At 62.4% G+C, this 21,015-nt stretch carries 18 protein-coding genes; 11 read left to right on the plus strand and 7 right to left on the minus strand.

Translation table 11 applies throughout. The features are described from left to right. The first annotated feature begins 23 nt into the window (after positions 1-23). Together QX048_RS31445 and QX048_RS31450 are read left to right on the plus strand one after the other, a co-directional pair. Positions 24-3,881, plus strand: a complete 3,858-nt coding sequence (locus QX048_RS31445; protein ID WP_315825133.1) for an ATP-binding protein — start codon at positions 24-26, stop codon at positions 3,879-3,881. Between the two features lie 100 nt (positions 3,882-3,981). After that, positions 3,982-4,920 (plus strand): hypothetical protein, encoded by a 939-nt coding sequence (locus QX048_RS31450; protein ID WP_315753499.1) that lies wholly within the window; start codon positions 3,982-3,984, stop codon positions 4,918-4,920. A 31-nt stretch (positions 4,921-4,951) separates the two neighbouring features. On the opposite strand, the gene QX048_RS31455 is transcribed toward QX048_RS31450, so the two are convergent. Next, complete coding sequence (locus QX048_RS31455) at positions 4,952-5,137, minus strand: hypothetical protein (RefSeq protein ID WP_315753501.1); 186 nt, start codon at positions 5,135-5,137, stop codon at positions 4,952-4,954. Between the two features lie 679 nt (positions 5,138-5,816). Between QX048_RS31455 and QX048_RS31460 the strand changes: the two genes are divergently transcribed. From QX048_RS31460 to QX048_RS31470, 3 genes are all read left to right on the plus strand, one after another. Beyond that, positions 5,817-5,984: a hypothetical protein gene (locus QX048_RS31460; protein WP_315713663.1), complete on the plus strand. Its 168-nt coding sequence runs from the start codon at positions 5,817-5,819 to the stop codon at positions 5,982-5,984. Between the two features lie 4 nt (positions 5,985-5,988). Beyond that, the gene (locus tag QX048_RS31465; RefSeq protein ID WP_315712959.1) at positions 5,989-6,450 is read left to right on the plus strand and encodes a GNAT family N-acetyltransferase; all 462 of its coding nucleotides are present in this window, start codon (positions 5,989-5,991) and stop codon (positions 6,448-6,450) included. Between the two features lie 192 nt (positions 6,451-6,642). Continuing rightward, complete coding sequence (locus QX048_RS31470) at positions 6,643-7,905, plus strand: CoA transferase (protein WP_315712958.1); 1,263 nt, start codon at positions 6,643-6,645, stop codon at positions 7,903-7,905. 55 nt (positions 7,906-7,960) lie between these two features. On the opposite strand, the gene QX048_RS31475 is transcribed toward QX048_RS31470, so the two are convergent. After that, entirely contained in the window at positions 7,961-8,689 is a 729-nt protein-coding gene (locus QX048_RS31475) for a CBS domain-containing protein (protein ID WP_315753506.1), read from the minus strand. Positions 8,690-8,851: 162 nt separating this feature from the next. Between QX048_RS31475 and QX048_RS31480 the strand changes: the two genes are divergently transcribed. Continuing rightward, the gene (locus QX048_RS31480; RefSeq protein ID WP_315825132.1) at positions 8,852-9,214 is read left to right on the plus strand and encodes a hypothetical protein; all 363 of its coding nucleotides are present in this window, start codon (positions 8,852-8,854) and stop codon (positions 9,212-9,214) included. A 209-nt stretch (positions 9,215-9,423) separates the two neighbouring features. Continuing rightward, complete coding sequence (locus QX048_RS31485; RefSeq protein WP_409977959.1) at positions 9,424-11,097, plus strand: PHA/PHB synthase family protein; 1,674 nt, start codon at positions 9,424-9,426, stop codon at positions 11,095-11,097. A 40-nt stretch (positions 11,098-11,137) separates the two neighbouring features. Here QX048_RS31485 and QX048_RS31490 read toward each other — a convergent pair whose 3' ends face one another. Next, a complete protein-coding gene (locus QX048_RS31490) occupies positions 11,138-12,682 on the minus strand; it encodes an AAA family ATPase (RefSeq protein ID WP_316159260.1) in 1,545 nt (514 codons plus the stop codon). 22 nt (positions 12,683-12,704) lie between these two features. After that, entirely contained in the window at positions 12,705-13,694 is a 990-nt protein-coding gene (locus QX048_RS31495) for a zinc-dependent alcohol dehydrogenase family protein (protein WP_315825129.1), read from the minus strand. 251 nt (positions 13,695-13,945) lie between these two features. Here QX048_RS31495 and QX048_RS31500 point away from each other — a divergent pair, with 251 nt between their 5' ends. Continuing rightward, positions 13,946-16,639: a bifunctional acetate--CoA ligase family protein/GNAT family N-acetyltransferase gene (locus QX048_RS31500; protein ID WP_315712948.1), complete on the plus strand. Its 2,694-nt coding sequence runs from the start codon at positions 13,946-13,948 to the stop codon at positions 16,637-16,639. 38 nt (positions 16,640-16,677) lie between these two features. On the opposite strand, the gene QX048_RS31505 is transcribed toward QX048_RS31500, so the two are convergent. Further along, positions 16,678-17,184, minus strand: a complete 507-nt coding sequence (locus QX048_RS31505; RefSeq protein WP_315712946.1) for a phage holin family protein — start codon at positions 17,182-17,184, stop codon at positions 16,678-16,680. Then, the gene (locus tag QX048_RS31510) at positions 17,185-17,454 is read right to left on the minus strand and encodes a hypothetical protein (RefSeq protein ID WP_315825128.1); all 270 of its coding nucleotides are present in this window, start codon (positions 17,452-17,454) and stop codon (positions 17,185-17,187) included. 161 nt (positions 17,455-17,615) lie between these two features. Between QX048_RS31510 and QX048_RS31515 the strand changes: the two genes are divergently transcribed. From QX048_RS31515 to QX048_RS31525, 3 genes are read left to right on the plus strand one after another with little or no spacing between them, the layout of a single operon-like run. Further along, the gene (locus tag QX048_RS31515; RefSeq protein ID WP_315825127.1) at positions 17,616-18,752 is read left to right on the plus strand and encodes an ABC transporter permease; all 1,137 of its coding nucleotides are present in this window, start codon (positions 17,616-17,618) and stop codon (positions 18,750-18,752) included. 2 nt (positions 18,753-18,754) lie between these two features. Continuing rightward, positions 18,755-19,534, plus strand: a complete 780-nt coding sequence (locus tag QX048_RS31520) for an ABC transporter ATP-binding protein (RefSeq protein WP_315712944.1) — start codon at positions 18,755-18,757, stop codon at positions 19,532-19,534. A 3-nt stretch (positions 19,535-19,537) separates the two neighbouring features. Continuing rightward, a complete protein-coding gene (locus tag QX048_RS31525; protein WP_316159259.1) occupies positions 19,538-20,638 on the plus strand; it encodes an ABC-type transport auxiliary lipoprotein family protein in 1,101 nt (366 codons plus the stop codon). A gap of 10 nt (positions 20,639-20,648) precedes the next feature. Here QX048_RS31525 and QX048_RS31530 read toward each other — a convergent pair whose 3' ends face one another. After that, positions 20,649-20,966, minus strand: a complete 318-nt coding sequence (locus QX048_RS31530) for a cytochrome c (protein WP_315825125.1) — start codon at positions 20,964-20,966, stop codon at positions 20,649-20,651. Positions 20,967-21,015 lie beyond the last annotated feature (49 nt).

The following is a 21,015-nucleotide window of genomic DNA, read 5'->3' on the forward strand; positions in this document are numbered from 1 at the left end:
CAGGGCACGATCAGGAGCTCGGCATGGCCGAGCGCGAGAGGCTTTTTTCCGGAGGCAGTGAGCTGGCCGGACTGATGTTGCGGTTCGATTGGGAGAGCACCTCGATCGGACCGCCGGCGCGTTGGCCGCAGAGCCTGAAGACGGCCGTCAGGATCATGTTGACATCCCAACAGCCGATCTGGATCGGTTGGGGCAGGGAGCTGATCTATCTCTACAACGATGCTTACAAGACCATCATCGGCGGCAAACATCCGTGGGCTCTCGGCCGACCGATCTCTGCAGTCTGGCACGAGATCTGGGAGGACATCGGTCCGTTGCTGGCCAAGGCCGGCGGCGGTGATCAGGGCACCTATGTCGAGGCGCAACTCCTGATCATGGAGCGCAACGGCTTTCCCGAGGAGACGTACTACACATTTTCCTACAGTCCCATTCCGGACGACGATGGATCACCCGGAGGAATCTTCTGCGCGAACACCGATGACACTCAGCGCGTGATCAGCGAGCGCCAGCTCTCGTTGCTGCGCGAACTGGCAAATGCCGGGGCCGGGGCCCGCAGCATCGATCAGGCCTGCGCAAGCTGCGCGGACGCCTTGGCGCGGGAGTCGCGCGACCTGCCGTTCGCAATGATCTACATGACCGACCCGGACGGCGAGGCGGCGCGACTGGAGGCCCTGACCGGCATCGACCGCGATCATCCTGCCGTTCAGCCGAGGCTGAGAATTCAGCCGGAGGGAACGTGGCCTCTGGCTGAAGCGCTGAAGCTGCAGGATGCGGTGCTGGTTCGTGACCTTCCGCGGCGGTTCGGCCTCAGTTTTCCGACCGGCGGATGGCGTCAGCCGCCACAGCACGCCGTTGTGCTTCCGCTGCCCGCGTCGGGGGAAGCCGGACGGGGCGGATTCCTCATCGCAGGTCTCAATCCGTTCCGTCTCTACGACGAGAGCTATGCCCGCTTCCTGAACCTCGTCGCGGGGCAGATTGCAGCGGCCGTCAGCAATGGCGGGGCCTATCAGGCAGAGCGCCGTCGGGCGGAAGCGCTGGCCGAAATCGACCGCGCCAAGACGACGTTCTTTTCCAACATCAGCCACGAGTTTCGCACGCCGCTGACGCTGATGTTGAGCCCGCTGGAAGACCTGCTCGGCCGCGACGAGGCCCAACTCACCTCCGACGCGCGATCCGTCCTCAGCCTGATCCACCGCAACGGCATTCGCCTGTTGAAGCTCGTGAACACTCTGCTCGACTTTTCGCGCATCGAGGCCGGCCGCATGACCGCGCACTTCGAGCCGATCGATCTTGCGGTTTTCACGGCCGAGCTCGTGTCCAACTTCCGCTCGGCGACGGATCCTGCCGGCCTGCGCCTCACCATCGACCCAACGCCCCTGTCCGAGCCGGTGTATGTCGACCGCGACATGTGGGAGAAGATCGTTCTCAATCTGGTGTCGAATGCGTTCAAGTTCACCTTCGAAGGTGAAATCGCGGTGTCGATCGGCTTGTCCACTGACGGCAATCATGCCGAGCTCAGGGTTCGCGACACCGGCACCGGCATCCCGCCCAGTGAACTGCCGCACCTGTTCGAACGGTTCCGTCGCATCGAAGGCGCGCGCGGCCGATCCTTCGAGGGCAGCGGCATCGGTCTCGCTCTCGTGCAGGAGCTGGTGAGGCTTCATGGAGGGGAGATCGCTGTAGACAGCGAGCTCGGTCGCGGCTCGGTTTTCACCGTGCGAATTCCGCTAGGCTCGGCGCATCTGCCAGCGGGCCAGATCGGACCTTCCCGTGTCCTGGCCGTTACCAACGTCCGTGCCGAAGCCTACATCGAGGAGGCGCTCGGGTGGTTGAACGGCGGTGTGCCGTTCGAGCTTCCTCACCCGTCATCATCCGACGACCTGGGAGTTCGCTCCGCGACGGCATCGGCCCGTGATCGCGTGGTGCTCGCGGACGACAATCCTGATATGCGCGACTACGTCCGCCGTCTGCTCGGCGAGGATTATGACGTGGAGGCGGTCAGCGATGGCATGGCGGCCCTGGAGGCCGTCCGACAGCGCCGCCCCGATCTCGTGCTGACCGACGTCATGATGCCGGGGCTCGACGGCTTCGGCCTGCTGAAAGCGCTGCGTAGCGATGCGCAGCTTCGCGACATTCCTGTGGTCATGCTGTCGGCGCGCGCCGGAGAGGAGGCCAAGGTCGAGGGGCTTGATGCCGGGGCGAGCGACTATCTCACCAAGCCGTTCAGCGCGCGCGAGCTGCTGGCGCGGGTGCGCGCCAATATCGATCTGTCGCGGGTGCGGCACGAGGCCGAGATCGCGCTGCGTGAGCTGAACGAGCGTCTGGAAACGCAGGTCTCCGAGCGTACCGCGGAGCTGCAGGCCAAGGAGGCGCGGCTGCGGACGATCTTCGAGGCGAGCTACACGTTCCAAGCGCTGCTCTCGTCCGATGGGACGCTTCTGGACGCCAATGCGACCTCGCTCGAAGCGATCGCTGCGCCGCTGCACGAGGTCGCAGGGCTGCCATTCTGGGAGACGCCGTGGTTTGCGGGTACGCCCGGCATGCCCGAGGTGATCAGATCCCTGGTCGACGCCGTCGCTCGCGGCGACGGGGCGCGCCAGGAGCTGCAGCTCGAACTGCCGGTCGGCGGCTCGCGCTGGTTCGACTTCCAGATGCGGCCGGTGCGGGACGAGACCGGACAGGTGGCCGCCATCGTGCCCGAGGCGGTCGAGCTGACCGAACGGCGCACGGCGGAGGAGGCATTCCGCCAGGCCCAGAAGATGGAGGCGATCGGCCAGCTCACCGGCGGCGTCGCGCACGACTTCAACAATCTGCTGACCGTGATCCGGTCGTCGGCCGACCTGTTGCGCCGGCGCCAGCTGTCCCCGGAGCGCATGCGGCGCTACGTGGATGCGATCTCGGACACGGCGGATCGCGCCGCCAAGCTCACCGGACAGTTGCTCGCTTTCGCGCGGCGGACGCCGATGGAGCGCCGCGTCTTCGATGCCGCGGGGCATATCGAGCGGATCGAAGAGATGCTGCAGACCGTCCTCGGAGCGCCGGCCGTGATCGAACTCGACCTCGCATTGCGGCCGCTTCCGGTCGACGTCGACATCAATCAGTTCGAGACGGCGCTCGTGAACCTCGTCGCCAATGCGCGTGATGCGATGGAGGGGCAGGGCGTCCTGACCATTCGCGGCGAGATCGTCCGAGAGGACGGTCAGTCCGGGCAGTCGTCGTTCGTCTCCATCGCCGTCAGCGACACCGGATCCGGCATTCCTCCGGATCAGATCGACCGGATCTTCGAGCCGTTTTTCACCACCAAGGGCGTTGGGCGCGGCACCGGCCTCGGCCTGTCTCAGGTCTACGGCTTCGTTCATCAGTCCGGCGGACGGGTGCTGGTCGACAGTGAGCTCGGCAAGGGCACGAAGCTGACATTGTTGCTCCCGCTGACGCACAAGCCGCTGGGACCGCGCGAGCGGAGCGAGCAGGGTCCCGAACAGCTCGCCGCGCGCTGGAATGTGCTGGTCGTCGAGGACAATCCGGAAATCGGCGAGTTCTCCACGCAGTTGCTCGAGGATCTCGGCTACCGAACGGTGCTCGCGCGCAGCGGAACGGATGCGCTGCGGATGATCGACGAGGATCCCGAGAGCTTCGATCTCGTGCTCAGCGACGTCGTGATGCCCGGCATGGACGGGGTGACGCTCGGCCAGGAAATCCGCCGGCGGCTGCCGATGATCCCGATCGTGCTCAACAGCGGCTACAGCCATGTCCTCGCCGACGGCGACCGCCACGGATTCAGCCTGATCCAGAAGCCTTACTCGGTCGACGAGCTGTCGCGCGTGCTGCGGCAGGTCATGGCCGCGCGAGCCGCAGGCGCGAAGCCGGCGTCGTCGGCATGAGAACCGCGGCAGCTTTCCCCTGACCATGGTGGGCCTCGCGCGATCCGCACTTGAAGGATCGCGCCGGACCGGCGTATTTTCGGTCACCGGGGGAAGTCTCATGGCAGACGAGAAATGGCGGCTGCGTGGCGGTCGGGCGCAGCGGCGGATATTCGCTCTTGTCTCGGGCGCGGCGCTGGTGACGAGCGGCGGCGCCCTTGCCAAGGACGATGAGGCGGACGCGCCGGCGCCGGGCCTTGCCAACGTCTACATCGATTTCCGCACGAACTACGCCTATGTGCCCGGCGGAGCATTGTCGACGGGCCTTGGCGACACCTCCCTGTTCGGGACGCTGTCGCAGCTCGCGACCTTGCGCAAGCTGCTCGACCGTCCAGCCTTGCCAGGACGGCCGCAACTGTCGGCTCCGACCAACCAGGGCCTTGGCGTCGACGTCCCGCTCACGGTCGATCTCGGCGACGCGTTGTCGCTCTACGCGGGCTTCACCGGCAGCACGTCGTACAACGGCCTGTCCGGCTGGTCCGACGTGGCGGTCACGAGCTGGTTCCTCGGCTTCCAGGCCGATGTCTATCAGCAGAACGGCGGCGCGCTTCCGACGCTCACCTTGCAGTCGACGCTGACCCGGTCGGTGCCGGACGCGCCGTTGGCGACGACCTCGTTCAACACCGTCATCGAAGCCAAATACGCGCTCGATCCGGATGAGATGAAAGGCTGGCTCGCCGGCGTTCAATATACCCATGTCGAGGTCGACTCAGTGCTAGCGCATGTCGGCAGCACGACGGCGGGCTATGTCGGCGGCTTCTATCAGTGGGAGAACAACTGGAAGGTCTCCGCGCGCGTCGGCCTCCAGTCGTTCGGCGGTGCGCAGCTGCTTGCTGTCACGCCGATCGCGCCCTACACGCAGCCGCTGGTCAGGCTGGATCTCGACCGCATGGACGATGACGACAACCGGCTGTTCGGCATCACCGCGCAGATCGCCTGGGCGCCGAAGCCGGTCTACCAGCTGACGGTGAGAACGCCGCTCTACGCGATCAAGAACTGACGGGTTGATCGAAGCTTCGCGCCGGCTCGTGTCAGCGCATGCTCACGAACTTGCCCCAGAGGGCGGCCAGCAACGCGCCCGTCATCATGTAGTGCGGCTTGTCGCAGAACAGGCTGCCATATTGACAGACATCGGCGCCGACCGCTCCGAGCTGGTGCTGGCTCGCCACATAGAACAGGGCGGACAAGCCGGCGAGCACGACCGCAACGACATACATCGGAAGATCTCCTCCGCCGGCCGCGCCCGACGGGCTGAAGTTGCGTTGCCGGCCGGCGCAACTATCTGCGCTTGACACGTCGGGCAAATCAGGCGCATTTTGCCATCGTCGAAGAAATCATAGAGCCCGCGCCGCGAACTCGGCAGCGGGCTTTTTGTTCGCTCGGACCGGATTTGGAGCGGCGGTTATCGAAATCGCAAGGCCTGACTGCTGCATTTCGATCAAATTTGACACGTCGGGCAAATCACCGGCATAGTGTTATTATCGAATTTTCCGAAAATATGATGCCGGGTTGTCCGCGGGCATTTGACGTGAGCAGCGCAGGCCGGCATCGGCTGTCGACCATGATCGCCGGCAATTCATCGCGCGCCGGCGCGAAGACAACTTCGAACATCCGGTTACTCGCTGGCCCGCGCGAACGGGCCGGCGCGTGGGCGTGGCGACCGTCGCTCCGCCCGCAGCGGTCCCTTGCTTGAGCCGAGGGATAGGGTTCGCGCCTGAAACGATCGCGCGTTCGGCTGCGATCTGCCGCACTTTTCCTTCGCCCAGGAGAGAGAGGAAGATGACCGCCTATCTCATCGCGCTCGCCCTGATCGGCCTGGTGATGATCGCAGCCGCCGATGCGATCTCGTGACGATCACCAACCTCGCATTCACCATCCATGATACCGGACTTGACCATGTCGAAGACGATCACCGAAATGAGAGCCGATTTCCAGCACCTGCGGCGCTGGCGCAAGAGCGTGGAGCAGGCTCAGAGCTATACGTTCAAGGCCGTCATCACGGTCATCGCGACCGGTCTGATCGGTGCGATCTGGCTCGGCATCAAAGTCGTGCTCGGAAGGTGATGCCGTGCCAGCCAGGATCTCACGGCGAGGCCGCCGCTTCCGCATCAGGGAGGTCGACGCTTGCGAGCCTGACGTCCTCGACACCTTGAAGGAGCTCCATGCGCGCACATTCCTCGATTGCGCGCCTCTGCCCGATTTCGAGAGCGGACAATGGTGGATATCGACCGAGCTCGGACGGCCCGTCGCCTTTGCAGGAATGGTGCCGTCATCCCTCGGCAAAGGCATAGCCTATCTTTCGAGGGTTGGTGTTCTCCAAGAGCGCTGTGGTTACGGCCTGCAGCGGCGGCTGATGCGTGCGATCGAACTGCGCGCGCGTCGCTCGGGCCTGGATTGCATCGTTTCGGACACGACCTGCAACATCGTCTCCGCGAACAATTTCATTCGGTGCGGATATGTGTTGTTCCAACCGGGCCGGCCCTGGGCCTGGGGGAACTCGCTCTATTGGCGCAAGATGATCGGCCGGTGAGCTGTCGACCGACGCCTCATGCAGATTGCATTGCGCTGCAGCAGAATTAAGCCGGTCCGACAGCTCCGACCCGGGCTTTTTTTGCGGCTGTCGTTGAGCTAACCATGCGTTGTCGGACGTTGGAGACAAGCCGCGCCCGGCAGTTAACGGAAGATCGCTTCAGACGATCAAAGCAGCGGGAAGGACTCTGGGATGCCGGCCGAGGTCACCCTGCCAGAGCGTGCGCCACGGCCGCCTGACGCGCCAACCGCGCTGGCGGGTCTGCTGGTGATCGACTTCACGCGCGTTGTCGCAGGGCCGGCGTGTACACAGACGCTGGCCGATTTCGGCGCCGAGGTGATCAAGATCGAGCAGCCGCTCACGGGAGACGATACCCGCGCATACGAACACGCCGAGCTCGGCGGAGAGAGCGCGGCGTTCCTCAGCCTCAACCGGAACAAGCGCGGTATGGTGTTGGATCTCACGATACCGCAGGCCAGAGACGTCGCTCGTGCGCTGATCGCCAAGGCCGACATCGTCGTGGAGAATTTCTCGTCGTCCGTCATGGAGAGGTTCGGGCTGGACTATCAAACACTGTCCAGCACCAATCCCGGGCTGATCTATTGCTCGATCTCGGCCTACGGACGCTCAGGTCCATTCGCGTGGCGATCAGGGTTCGATCCAATCACCCAGGCGGAAAGCGGGTTCATGTCCCTCAACGGTTTCGCCGACGGTCCGCCGGTGCGGACCGGTCCTCCGATCGTTGATCTGGCCACCGGCATGTCCGCCTGCAATGCCATCCTGCTGGCACTTGCCGCCCGGCAGCGGCTCGGTCGCGGGCAGCACGTCGAAGTGGCGCTGTTCGACATCGCCTTGGCGATGACGGGCTTCTCCGGAATGGCGTATTTGATGAGCGGCGTGAACCCCACGCGAACGGGCAATTCGCCGAACGACTCTCCGACGGTCGGCGTCTTTGAAGCGTCAGATGGCCCGCTCTACATCGCATGTGCCAACGATCGACTCTACCGCCGGTTGGCAACGGAGGTACTTGGTCGTCCGGATCTCCTGAGCGATCCTCGCTTTGCCACGCGAAGAGCGAGATGGGTCAACCGTGCGCAACTGCGCGGCCTCATCGCCGACATCCTTGCCGCGGAACGGATGGATGTCTGGATATCTCGGATGAACCAGGCTGGAGTTCCGGTTGGACACGTTCGAACGGTCGAGCAGGCGTTCAACGCGGCCGAGGTCCGGATGCGCGACCGCACCTGTCGTATTCCGCACCCGACGGCAGGCTCGATACCCAACGTCGAGCCGGCAATCACCATGAAGCTCACACCGACCGTCGAGCCCACGGCGGCGCCGCGGCTGGGAGAGCATACGGCCGCAATTCTGCGCGACAGGCTTCGGTACACCGAGCAGGAGATCGAAGCCCTGCGTCAGGTAGGGGCGTTCGGACGCAACGATCCGGGAGCCTAAGGCATCGTCACTGGTGCCAGACACGGAAGAAGAGCGGCAGCGTCCTCAGCAGCCATCAGCCGGCTTTGGCCATCTCATCGTCTTCCGGTGAGTTCAGATACATGCCCGACATGGTGTCGACCCAGCACAGATGATCATGCACCTTCTTGACGCCAGAGATGTTCTCGGTGGCAACGATCGCCGCCTGCCGCGACCGCTCTTCGGTAATGACGCCGCTCAGATGAACGATACCGTCCTTGACGATGACGGACAATCCGAACGGGCACCAGTCGTTCTTCTCGAGGGCGTCGATCACGCGGTTGCGGATGTGATCGTCGTCGGCCGTTGGATCTGGAACCTGCCGCCCGAGCGCGGCAACCGCTTGCAGCAGGTTCGCCCGTGACACGATGCCGATCACCCGGTCTCCCTTGACCACGGGCAACCGCTTCACGTGGTTCTTTTCCATCAGTTCCACGATCTCAGCCAGCGCGGCGTCTTCGGTGATCGTCAAGGGAGACTTGGTCATCACCTCTGACACTTTGCGACCATGCTCGTGGACGAAGTCGGCGGCCGACTTTCCGGGCCCGAGAATGAATCGCAGCCAACGGCCGCGCTTTCGCCCAGTGCCGATCTCCGTTCGGCGAATGAAATCGCCTTCCGAGACGACGCCCACCAGCTTTCCGCCGGGGTCGACCACTGGAAGGCCGCTGACGTGCCGTTGAAGCATGATATTTGCCGCATCCACGATGGAAGTGTCAGGGGTCACAGTGATGACGGGACGGGTCATGATCTGATGGGCGCGCATGGCGAACTCCAATGTCAAAGGCTAAGAAAAAGTAACCCGCTGCGACGGTCTTGAATTGACGCAGGTCAAAGGAGGTGCCGCCGCCGTCATTGACGCAGCTCAAGGTCTTGGCATTGAATTGCAGCTATAAAGCATTCTGATCCAGCGAGAGGAGAGGTGCCCATGTCCGAGTTCTCCGGGACCAAGATCCTGGCCGACGAAACGGCCGAACTGTCCGAACGTGTCGCTCTCTCCAACAAGCACGCACTTGAGCTGCTAGTTGGTTCGCAGCAGATCGTCATGGAGGAGGTTCTGTTTGCCAGCAACGAAGTGCTGGATCGCGCGCGTACGGAGACGCATCTGCTGGCCGAGTTCGTGTCGAAGCTGGCTGGCGTGCATTCCGTGATGGGAATCCAGGCGATGGTTCAGGAATGTGGACGGCATCAGATTGATTTCGTCAGGCGGGATTGCGATCGACTCTTCAAGCACGGGCAACGCCTGATTGATGCCAGCGTGAATCTTATGGGGCAACGGTGGCGAAACTGAAGAGTGCGGGTGTGTCGCGTCTCGAGGCGCGGGAGCGTGAGAGAATAACCGACAACGACCGGAGCAAGGCCGTTGTCTCCGTAGAGACCTCTTTGAAGCCGGCGGGGGGGCTCGCTACATCGAACGCAAGGTCGCTCTGTCAGGAAGCCGACGCGGGCTCCGGGGCATTTCGGCGCGAGGACCACGAGCTGGACAAGGCGTTCAGCGCGATGCTGGCTCGACTCACCGCGGGGATATCGCCGGCTGCTCTGTCGATGGCGTATCTGGATTGGGTGTGCCATCTGGCGGCTGCGCCTCAGCGTCAAATCGAGATCGTCCGAGACGCCTGGAACGGCGCGAAGCTGGTTGCCGAACGGTCATTGCATTTTGCGGATCCCAATCGCGGTCCTTGGGATCTGATCAGGCCGCAGGCCAACGATCATCGCTTTTCCAAGCCGCAATGGACGGCCCAACCGTTCAACTTGTTCGCCCAGGCGTTCCTGCTTGGAGAAGATTGGTGGCACAAGGCGACCACCGGCATTCGTGGTGTCGACCCCGCCAACGAAGCCGTCGTCGACTTTTCAATTCGTCAACTGCTCGACATTTTAGCGCCATCGAACTTTGCAGCGACCAACCCGGAAGTTCTGGAAAGGACGTTTCAAAGCGGTGGCGAGAACCTGATCTTCGGCTGGCAGAACTGGCTCGCCGATATCATGCAGGTGATGCAGCCGGGAAAGATATCGAGCAATGGTGAGTTCGTCGTCGGCAAGACTGTCGCGACCGCACCGGGCAAGGTTGTGCTTCGCAATCAGTTGATTGAGCTGATTCAATACATGCCGACGACCGAGAAGGTGCGACCAGAGCCGGTCCTGATCGTACCGGCTTGGATCATGAAGTATTACATCCTGGATCTGTCGCCGCACAATTCGCTGGTCCGATACCTGACCGACCAGGGCTTTACGGTTTTCATGATCTCCTGGCGAAACCCCGGAGCGGAAGACCGGGATCTTGCGTTTGACGACTACCGCTCGCTGGGCGTCATGGCTGCCCTGGACATGATCGGAACGATCATTCCGAATACGCCGGTCCATGCCGCAGGCTATTGTCTCGGGGGAACGCTTCTTTCGATCACGGCGGCAGCCATGGCACGGGATGGCGACCAGCGTCTGAAGACAATCACGCTGTTTGCGGCCCAGACCGATTTCACGGAAGCGGGAGAGCTGACGCTCTTCATCAATGAAAGCCAGGTCGCCTTTCTCGAAGACATGATGTGGGAGCGTGGATATCTCGATACCACCCAGATGGCGGGCGCATTTCAATTGCTGCGCTCCAACGATCTGATCTGGTCTCGTGTCTCGCGCGACTATCTTCTCGGCGAGCGCGCAAACCCGAGCGACTTGATGGCATGGAACGCAGATGCGACGCGGCTGCCGTATCGGATGCACTCCGAATATCTGCGCAAGCTCTTCCTGAACAACGATCTCGCCGAGGGGCGGTATCGGGTCGAGGGGAAGCCTGTTTCGCTCTCCGATATCCACACGCCGATGTTCGTCGTCGGGACGCTGCGTGATCACGTTGCGCCTTGGAAATCGACGTACAAGGTCCATTACGAGGTTGATGCTGACGTCACTTTCGTGCTCGCGAGCGGCGGCCACAATGCCGGCATCGTGTCGCCGCCGGGCGAGCAGGGGCGCTCCCATCAGATGCGGACCAAGGCTGCCGACGCTCCTTATCTCGGGCCGGACGAGTGGCAGAGCAGCTCTCCAAAGCTGGAGGGATCGTGGTGGCCGGCCTGGACAGCATGGCTCGGACAGCAGTCGGGAGCGCCGGGCGCGCCGCCGCAACTCGGGACAGATCGTTCGAATGATCTCGGAGACGCGCCGGGCGACTACGTGCACACGTGATCGCCGCATGTTGCGGCCAAGGAGCACCATCCCGTCGGGCTTAGGCGCTGGCCCGGAGCAATGAAAGGCTTCGGTCCAATGTCGTCTCAGCCGTGCCTGACGCATCGACCTGGAGCCAATCGAGACCACCGATATCGTAGTGTTCCTGATCCTCGGCAACCCCGACCGTTGCATCGGACGCATCGGCGACTCGATGGTGAATCCGCTCCTGCCGGCTGCGCAAATCTGCAACGAGGAAGAGGCCGGCAAAGGGCACCTTCAGCCGTTTCGCGAGATCATGGCTCTCCTGCCGTTCATCCGAACGTGCAAACACGGCGTCGATGATCACCGTGAAACCTTGTGAGAGCACGCGGCTGGCCCGCGTCGTCAACTCTCGATAGACTCGTGCACTCGATTCCGGCGTATAGGCCTCAGCTGGGAGGCGTTCGGTTTCCTTCACGCCAGACAGTTGCTTGCGCAGCACATCGCTGCGCAACACGATTGCTCCCGGTGGAGGAACCAAGAGAGGAGCGAGAGCCCGGGCGAGCGCAGATTTCCCCGTTCCCGACAGGCCTCCGACCGCGATCATCCTCGGCTCCGCCGGCCGAATCAGGCTGCGCGCGAGTTGAAAGTAGCTCTCTGCGGTCTCGATCGTTGCGGAGCGATCTGCGTCCGAGTGTTCAGCATCAAGGCGGTCGAACCTTGCGACAAAGACTTGTGCACGGATGGCGGCCCGGATCGCCATGAACAGAGGCAGAGCAGCCAATCCTTCGGTCTGGTCGGGCGCTGCGGTCGAGAGGTAGCGGTTCAAGAGGTGGCTTGCAGCGACCGGCTGCGCGAAGTGCAAGAGGTCCATCAGTGGAAAGGCGAGGTCGTACAGGACGTCGATCGTGGCTATTCGGTCGTCGAACTCGATGGCGTCGAACAGCACCGGCTTGTCGTCAATGAGGACAATGTTGGCCAGATGGAGGTCGCCATGGCAGCGTTTCACGTGCCCGTCCTTTGCACGTTGCTCGAGCAGGGGGCGGAGCCGCGCGAAGGCCGAGTGGCAAAGGACGCGGAGTTCTTCGACCTCCGTTTCGCCAAATCGCGAGACTGTCCGAAAGCTGGCGACGAATGCGTCGATCCAGATTGGAATGGACTCCGTCCACAGATTGGAGGAGCTCCGAACGGCGACTGCATGCGACGCTGCGATCGTCTCTGCCAGACGCTCGCCCAATCCGACGTCCAACTGCTGGCGGCGAGAAAGATGATCAAGCGTCTGGCTGTCATCGAAGCGACGCATCTCGACGGCATATTCGACCGGAGTGCCGGATCCACCGACATCGAATGACCCGTCGGGCGCCTTGGTGATGGCGACGACACGCAGATAGATGTCCGGAGCAAACGGGTGATTGATCTCCATTTCCTTTACACACGCGGCCTTACGCCGATCGAGCGTCGAATAGTCCAGAAATGGCAGCCGAACGGCGCGCTTGATCTTCAGGGCGCGGTCGCCGATCAGAAACACGGAAGCCGCGTGCGTGTCGATCCGGCGGACACCTGGATGTCGGGCGGTATTGCCCAAGAAGGAGAAGACCAGTTCCTGATCGGATGGTGATGCCATGGGCGGTGTTGCCGCGTTCAATTCAAAAGTCCGGGATGAGCACCGCCGCGCCGACGACGTCACCCCGCCTCAGGCGAGCCAGAACGTCATTTGCGTCGGACAGCGGATAGGGCGTCGTATGGGTCCGTATTTGAGCCTGCTGCGCGACTCGCAGGAAATCGAGACCGTCTTGCCGCGTCAGGTTGGCGACGGACACCACCTGGCGTTCTCCCCAGAGGAGGGAATACGGGAACGTCGGAATGTCGCTCATATGGATACCTGCGCAGACCACCCGGCCGCCCTTCCGAACAGCCCGCAGAGCGGCCGGAACAAGCTCGCCAGCCGGCGCGTAGATGACGGCCGCGTCCAGAGCAACATCGGGACGCTGGCCCGCCGCTCCGGCCCATGTGGCGCCAAGTTGGCGCGCCAAATCCTGCGCAGCCTCGTCGTGCTCGCGGGTGAACGCATAGATCTGGCGCCCCTGCCAGCGGGCCACCTGGGCAACGATGTGACCGGCCGCGCCGAATCCGTAGATGCCAAGCCTCTCGGCGTTCCCTGCCATGACCAGGGATCGCCAGCCGATCAGGCCGGCGCACAACAGCGGTGCGGTGGCGATGTCGTCCTCCAGACCTCCGAGCGGGAACGCATAATTTGCGTCGACGACGGTGTGGGTCGCATAGCCGCCATCGCGCGTATAGCCGGTAAACGTCGGCTGGTCGCAGAGATTTTCCATACCAAGTGCGCAGAACGTGCAGTGGCCGCATGTATGCCCCAGCCATGGAATTCCGACCCGCTCGCCGAGCCTGTGCGTCGTCACACCAGGACCAATCTGATCGACATGACCGACGATCTCGTGTCCGGGGATGATCGGATACCGGATGTCGGGAAGCTCACCGTCGAACACATGCAGGTCAGTGCGACACACACCGCATGCCCTGACCTTGACGCGGATCTCACCGGGACCAGGATCGGGGTCCGCGAGTGTCTCGGGCTGCAGAGGCGCTCCAGGCTTTCGCAGAACCATCGCTCGCATCGGAGATGCCTCCCGGACGAATTTGCAGGGTAATAAGATAATCAGCCCGGCAATCGTTTGATGCTCATCAAGGACTTGGTTCGAATACTGCGGCCTACCGAGCAGAGCCGGCAGGTGCGGTCGGGGAACGGAGCGGTATTGCATCCGTCACTATGCTGGGATGATAAGTCGCGCTAGACCCGCTGCGGATTGAAACTAAGATCAATCTCCGGGATTCACCCGCCTTTCACCAACTGATGTTGGACGTGCAAATGTCGACCTACCGATTGCGGAACCTGCTTTTGCCTCGCTCCATCGCTCTGATCGGAGGGAGTCCGCGACCGAACTCGGTAGGGAAGGCCATTCTCGACAATATCGTCAAGGCGCGGTTCGAGGGCAAGCTTGGCCTGGTCAATTCCCGCTATCGGGAAATATCCAACATCGCAGCCGTTGGCAGTCTCGCCGAATTGGCGTTTGTGCCGGAACTTGTGGTGATCACGACGCCACCCCCTTCGATCCCGGATCTCATTCATCGCGCAGGCGCGTTGGGGACGGCAGGGGCTCTGATCATTACCTCGGGTCTCGGGCATGGAGAGGGGTCGCTCGCTGACCAGGCCGAGAAGGCAGCGCAGAAATACGGCATGCGTCTCATTGGGCCGAACTGTCTCGGCATCATGATGCCGACCATCAAGCTCAATGCGAGCTTTTCGGCGCACATGCCGGTTGCAGGCAGCCTGGCGCTCATTTCACAGTCCGGCGCTATCGCGGCGGGGATGGTAGATTGGGCTGCTCAGCGCGGTGTTGGGTTTTCTGGAATCGTCTCGATCGGCGATCAGTTGGACGTCGATCTCGCAGATCTACTGGACCACTTCGCGCTGGACGGTGGGACCCGCGCGATCCTGCTCTACATCGAAGCCGTCAAGGACGCTCGAAAGTTCATGTCCGCGGCGCGAGCGGCGGCAAGGGTCAAGCCGGTTGTGGTCGTGAAATCGGGCCGCGGTGCCGTCGGTGCGCAAGCTGCCGCGACACATACGGGCGCGCTGGCGGGAGCGGATGCCGTCTACGATGCGGCTTTTCGCCGGGCCGGCGTTCTGCGGGTCTCCGATCTGCGCGAGTTGTTCGACTGCGCCGAAACGCTGGGGCGGGTGGAGTCGCCCATGGGCAAGAGGCTCGCCATTCTCACGAATGGCGGCGGGATCGGCGTGCTCGCCGTGGATCGACTGGTCGAGCTCGGAGGCGTGCCTGCCGCACTCTCGCCGGTCGTCCACGACAAACTCGACGCCATCCTGCCGCCGACCTGGTCCGGATCCAACCCGGTCGACATCGTCGGCGATGCCGATGCCGCACGCTACACGCTCGCGCTCGAGGCGCTGCTCGCCGATCGAGCGAACGATGCAATTCTCGTCATGAACGTTCAGACCGCGATTGCATCCGCGAGCGCCATTGCCACGGCTGTCACCGAGTTCGTCAGTACCTATCGAAAGCAGCACCGGCGCTGGGCAAAGCCGGTTCTGGCGGCATGGGTCGGTGCGGAGCAGTCGGTCATCGAGACCTTGAGCGGGGCAGGAATTCCGAACTACCCAACGGAGGATGACGCCGTTCGCGGCTTCATGCATCTCGTTCGTCATCGGGAGGTGGTCGAATCGCTTGCCGCTGTGCCGCCGGCCATGCCGAGCTCTTTTGCGCCCGACGTCGAGGCAGCCCGCAGAATTGTAGCGACAGCCCTCGCCGACGGGCGGACCTGGCTCGATCCGGTCGAGATCAGTCGCCTGCTGGAGGCCTATGATATTGCGATGGTGCCGACGTTCGCTGCGTCCTCGGTCGACGAGGCGGTCGGATATGCGGAGCAGTTGTTCGCTCAAGGCACAACTGTCGTGCTCAAGATCTTGTCGAGAGATATCATTCACAAATCCGACGTCGGCGGTGTCGTGCTCAATCTCACTACGGCCGAGGCCGTGCGTAACGCCGCGAACGAGATCATGGCCCGCGCGAAGGCCGTTCGGCCCGACGCACGGATTTCCGGCGTGATCGTGCAAGCCATGATCGTCCGCGCCAAGGCGAGGGAGCTGATCATGGGCATTGCCGACGATCCGACCTTCGGAACCGTGATCGTGTTCGGCAGAGGCGGTACCGCCGTCGAGATCATCAACGACAAGGCGCTCGGTCTGCCTCCGCTCGATCTCCATCTGGCGCGAAACCTCATCGAGCGGACGCGCGTCTCACGATTGCTGCGCGCCTATCGTGATGTCCCAGCGGTCAAGCCCGATGCAGTCGCACTGGTGCTGGTCAAGCTTGCGCAGCTTGCAGCAGATGTTCCCGAGATTCGCGAACTCGACATCAATCCGCTGCTCGCCGACGAGAGCGGCGTCATGGCCGTCGATGCGCGCGTCGCCGTCGGCAGGGTTCCGCCGAAATTCAAAGGCTCTGGTCCGTCGAATTTCGCCGTTCGGCCCTATCCGAGCCAATGGGAACGGCATCTCCAGGTCAAGGACGGCTGGCGGATCCTTGCGCGGCCGATCCGACCCGAGGATGAGCCAACCATTCATGAGTTCCTCAAGCATGTCACTGCGGAGGACCTGCGTCTTCGATTCTTTGCCCCAATGAAGGAGTTCACGCACGAGTTCATCGCGCGCCTGACGCAGCTCGACTATGCGCGCGCGATGGCTTTTGTAGCTCTCGATGAAGCGACAAACGAACTGGTCGGCGTCGTGAGGATTCACTCCGACTCGGTTTACGAGAGCGGGGAATACGCGATCCTGTTGCGGTCGGATCTCAAGGGACGCGGACTCGGCTGGGCATTGATGCAGCTGATCATCGAATACGCCAAGTCGGAGGGCCTGAAGATGATCTCCGGCGACGTCCTGCAGGAGAATGTCGTCATGCTGGAGATGTGTAGGAATCTCGGTTTCGAGGTCAAAACCGATCCAACCGAGCGCGACCTTTGCAATGTCAAACTCAGGCTCTAAGCTCAGATCTTCGGTGTCCTCTCACCCGGTCCATCGGTTCAGGTCGGATGGTGGTCGTCATTGGACGGCGGACTCGCCGCCTCGCCTTCGGAAGCGCCATGCGAGCGGAGAGTTCTGATGATCATCGTCGCAATGGGAACGATGAGCAGCGGAATGAGGCTGTTGAGCGGATGGTTGACCACGCTCGAGATTCGGGACTGCAAAGCTCGTGCTTCCAATTGCAGCGAGTCCATTGCCGAGGAGTGAATCTCGTTGGCTAGTTCGAGTTCCCGGCCGGACGGTGCACGGGATGCGATGATCAGCAGGATCGCCGCAATCGCGATATTGCAGGCTCCGAGTGCCGCGGCTGCCACGACCGCGGAGGTGACCTGGACCAATGCAAGATAGGCCGCCAGCTCGAACATCAGGAGGCCAAAGACGGCGATCAGCGCCGCAAAGGCCCGGAGGCCAAGCCCGACGAGCAAGTGCCGAAGCCTGATGTCGGCAATGACCCGGTCCGTCCGCCAGAGAAGGCGTAAATGTTTAACGACATTTTCGGTATCCACTTAAGTTCTCCGCAGCAGGAGGCCAACGGCAAGCCCGAGGGCGAAGGCCGAAGCCGTCGCCACGATCGGACGATCCCTGATCATTCGTTCCACCTGAACGTCTGTCTCGCTTAGACGCATGTCTAGCGCCTCGATCGCTGCAGCGAGCATTCCGGCGGCTGGTTGCGCGTCCGGGTTGTCACGCGGCGTACCCGCGCCCCGCAACAGCTGGCTTAGCTCTCGCGTCAGGCTCTCCAGCTCGGTCCGGAGGGGCGTCGGGTCGATGGCCATGTTTTGTCCTTGCGTCAAAATCACTGTAGAACGTAGCTCGGCACGATGCTTGATTTCGCTCAACCCGTTGCGCTGACGGGATTGACGCAGATCAAGCGAGGCAGATCGGCGCGATTTAGGAACGGGTGTGCCTCGGCACGCCGACTGAGGGAGACATCCAATTGCGTGCTCATCCGGGACTGACCGCGGCGACGACGGAGGATGTGCTCGAGCTTCGTCCGAGCGGATCATGGGTGTCCCTGAACGTGGCAGAGCTCGAGAGCTTGACCAGCTCTGTCGGCAACAGCATCAACAGCGCGACCGCCGTGAAGCTCGATCTTGGGGCCGTCAGCGAAATCGATACCGTCGGTGCTTGGTTGCTTGAGAAGCTCGGCCGCCGGGCTGCTGCGGGCGATCGTCGGGTCGAGATGATCGGGGTAGCAGAAAACTACATCGGCCTCGTCGAGGAGGTCCGGCAGGTCAATCGACGAGTCGTCGAGCCGGCACCGAGACTTAACCCGATCCTCGCCAAACTCACCGACGTCGGTCGTTCGAGTCTGGGGGCCGCCCAGGACATCAAGGTGTTTCTGGACATGTTGGCCGCGCTGTTCTTTGCGCTGCTGCGCACGCTGCGCCGGCCTCAATCTCTGCGCGTGACCTCCCTCGTCTATCAGATGTACCGCATCGGGTGGCAGGCCATTCCAATCGTGGTGTTGATCACATTCCTGATCGGCGCCATCATCGCCCAGCAGGGGATCTTCCATTTTCGACGTTTCGGTGCCGAGTCTTACGTCGTCGACATGGTCGGAATTCTGGTCCTGCGCGAGCTTGGCGTTCTGATCGTCGCGATCATGGTGGCAGGGCGGTCGGGAAGCGCCTACACGGCCGAGCTTGGATCGATGAAGATGCGCGAGGAGATCGACGCGCTGGTGACGATGGGACTTGACCCTGTCGAGGTGCTGATTCTGCCCCGTATCGTTGCGTTGATCTTGACCTTGCCAATTCTCGCCTTCATCGGCTCGATGGCTGGCCTGTATGGAGGAGGGCTGGTGGCCCAGCTCTATGGCGGCATGGGACCGGCAATCTTCATCGCCCGGCTACACGATGCCATCTCGGTGACGCACTTCGAAGTGGGAATATTGAAGGCGCCGTTCATGGCCCTGGTGATCGGCATTGTTGCCTGCAGTGAGGGACTTCGTGTGAAAGGTAGTGCCGAATCGCTGGGGCAACAGACTACGACATCCGTGGTGAAATCCATTTTCCTGGTCATCGTGCTCGATGGTCTTTTCGCCGTGTTTTTTGCGTCCATTGGAATGTAGCGATGGATGATCTTGGCGTGTCCAGCGCGATCCGCGTGACCGATCTCGTTGTCGGGTTCGGCCGGCAGCTCGTTCTGAACAATCTTTCGCTCGACGTTCGTCGCGGTGAGATTCTCGGGTTGGTTGGCGCGTCAGGCGGCGGAAAATCCGTCCTGATGCGGACGATCATCGGACTCATTCCTCGGCGCAGCGGGACCATTGAGGTCATGGGGACAACCGTTGGGGGCGCCGAGGAGCGGACGACGCAGGCTGCAGCGAAGCGCTGGGGAATTCTGTTTCAGCAGGGTGCTCTGTTCTCGTCACTGACGGTCAAACAGAACGTACAGTTTCCGCTGCGCGAGAGCCTGCAGATGTCGCAGGAGTTGATGGATGAGATCGCGATAGCCAAGCTCGAAATGGTCGGCCTTCGCGCAGAGGACGGTGATAAATTCCCAGCCGAGCTATCCGGCGGCATGACGAAGCGCGCCGCGCTGGCGCGCGCCCTCGCTCTCGATCCGGCGATCGTATTTCTTGATGAGCCGACCTCCGGCCTCGATCCGATCTCCGCCGGCGACTTCGACGCCCTGATCAAGACGCTCCAGCTGACGTTGGGATTGACGGTGTTCATGGTGACCCATGACCTCGCCAGCCTCAACACGGTCTGCGACCGTGTCGCTGCGTTGGCCGATGGCAGGATCGTGGCGATTGGTCCTATGAGCGACCTCCTCCGATCAGAACATCCATGGGTCAAAGCCTATTTTCACGGCAAGCGATCCCAGATGCTGCAACCAAAAGCGAGTTGAAAGATGGAAACCCGTGCGCCCTTCGCTGTCATCGGCGGCTTCGTGCTGGCGGCCATCGTCGCGATCTTTGGCTTCGTTTACTGGCTCAACAACACCGGAGGACTCGGGCCTCGCACGACCTATCACGTGCAGTTCGAGGGCTCGGTGCCCGGCCTGCTGGTCGGGGCTGCCGTTCTGTTCAACGGAATCCGGGTCGGCGAGGTGACTGAGCTCGGTCTGGCGCCGAACGATCCGCGTCGGGTCAACGCAACGATTTCCGTGGCGTCGACGACCCCGGTGCGCGCCGACACCAAAGTAGGGTTGGAATTTCAGGGGCTGACCGGAGTGCCGGTGATCGCGCTGGAGGGCGGCGCGTCTGCAGGAGCGGCGAGTGCCGTATCGACCTTGATTGCAGAACCAGGCGCCGGACAAAGCATGACGCAGGCCGCCCGGGACGCCCTGCGGCGTGTCGACGCAGTTCTTGCGGAGAATGCCGGGCCGCTCAAAGATACGATCGCTAACCTCAAGACATTCTCGGACGGCCTCGCGCGGAATACCGGCAAGCTCGATGGAATCGTCTCGGGTCTGGAGAAAATGACGGGAGGCGGTGCTCCAGCACAGAAAGTCACCTATGATCTGAGCGCGCCAAGAGAACTGGGGCCGGTCAACAAGACCATCAAGGGTCAGCTCTCGATACCTGAGCCCACGGCCGTGGCGATGCTGCAGACTCAGCGCATGCTGTTCACGCCCACAAAGGACTACCCCGGGTTCGGTGATTTCCTGTGGGCTGACAGCATCCCCAAGTTGCTGCAATCACGTCTGATCGATGCCTTCGAGAACTACGATGTGGCCCACGCTCCGCTGCGGACATCCGATCTGGGCCAGCCGGATTTTCAGCTGCTGATCGATGTCCGCCGTTTCCGGATCAATGGCGATACCGCCGCGGTGGAAATTGGCCTGTCGGCTCGCCTCGTCGACAAGAACGGCAAGGCCATCGCGTCTCGGCTGTTTGGCGAAAGCCAGCCCGTTGCCCGGCTTGATCCTGCTGATGCCGTGTCCGCCTTCGATGAGGCCTTCGGCCGGATTGCCAAATCGATTCTGACCTGGACGATACAGGCGCTCTGAATCGATCGGGCTATTCCAAGCTCTTCAAATACGAGAGCAGATCGTGGATCTGCGGCGGCGCAAGCTGGAATTGGGGCATGGCCGGGTGACCAGTCATGATCCCCTCCGCGAGCGCTTCGCCCAAAGATTCGATCGGGTAGCGGAGATGGAGGCTTCGGAACGGAGGAGCCGGTTCGAACGGGCTATCTCCCGTTCGACCAATGGCGTGGCATCGTGCGCAGTGGGCCTTCGCGAAAGCCTGTCCGCGTTGCTGCGCCGTCGACGTCGCGTATGACGGGGTCGCTAACGCAATCGCGGCGAGAAGGTGGCACAGAACAAGCCGCTGCATTCACGATATCCATTGGTTGGGAGTGGCGGCCACGATAGGGCCCGGATTG

The sequence above is a fragment of the Bradyrhizobium sp. SZCCHNS30572 genome (assembly GCF_032484415.1).
In the GTDB taxonomy this organism is placed as follows: domain Bacteria; phylum Pseudomonadota; class Alphaproteobacteria; order Rhizobiales; family Xanthobacteraceae; genus Bradyrhizobium.

Bases quoted from the DNA above. Each gene is read 5' to 3' on its own strand.
- QX048_RS31475 (WP_315753506.1), bottom strand. From the start codon at position 8,689: ATGCGCGCCCATCAGATCATGACCCGTCCCGTCATCACTGTGACCCCT.
- QX048_RS31455 (WP_315753501.1), bottom strand. From the start codon at position 5,137: ATGTATGTCGTTGCGGTCGTGCTCGCCGGCTTGTCCGCCCTGTTCTAT.
- QX048_RS31520 (WP_315712944.1), top strand. From the start codon at position 18,755: ATGGATGATCTTGGCGTGTCCAGCGCGATCCGCGTGACCGATCTCGTT.
- QX048_RS31470 (WP_315712958.1), top strand. From the start codon at position 6,643: ATGCCGGCCGAGGTCACCCTGCCAGAGCGTGCGCCACGGCCGCCTGAC.
- QX048_RS31490 (WP_316159260.1), bottom strand. From the start codon at position 12,682: ATGGCATCACCATCCGATCAGGAACTGGTCTTCTCCTTCTTGGGCAAT.
- QX048_RS31500 (WP_315712948.1), top strand. From the start codon at position 13,946: ATGTCGACCTACCGATTGCGGAACCTGCTTTTGCCTCGCTCCATCGCT.
- QX048_RS31485 (WP_409977959.1), top strand. From the start codon at position 9,424: ATGCTGGCTCGACTCACCGCGGGGATATCGCCGGCTGCTCTGTCGATG.
- QX048_RS31480 (WP_315825132.1), top strand. From the start codon at position 8,852: ATGTCCGAGTTCTCCGGGACCAAGATCCTGGCCGACGAAACGGCCGAA.
- QX048_RS31530 (WP_315825125.1), bottom strand. From the start codon at position 20,966: ATGCAGCGGCTTGTTCTGTGCCACCTTCTCGCCGCGATTGCGTTAGCG.
- QX048_RS31450 (WP_315753499.1), top strand. From the start codon at position 3,982: ATGGCAGACGAGAAATGGCGGCTGCGTGGCGGTCGGGCGCAGCGGCGG.
- QX048_RS31525 (WP_316159259.1), top strand. From the start codon at position 19,538: ATGGAAACCCGTGCGCCCTTCGCTGTCATCGGCGGCTTCGTGCTGGCG.
- QX048_RS31510 (WP_315825128.1), bottom strand. From the start codon at position 17,454: ATGGCCATCGACCCGACGCCCCTCCGGACCGAGCTGGAGAGCCTGACG.
- QX048_RS31445 (WP_315825133.1), top strand. From the start codon at position 24: ATGGCCGAGCGCGAGAGGCTTTTTTCCGGAGGCAGTGAGCTGGCCGGA.
- QX048_RS31460 (WP_315713663.1), top strand. From the start codon at position 5,817: ATGTCGAAGACGATCACCGAAATGAGAGCCGATTTCCAGCACCTGCGG.
- QX048_RS31495 (WP_315825129.1), bottom strand. From the start codon at position 13,694: ATGCGAGCGATGGTTCTGCGAAAGCCTGGAGCGCCTCTGCAGCCCGAG.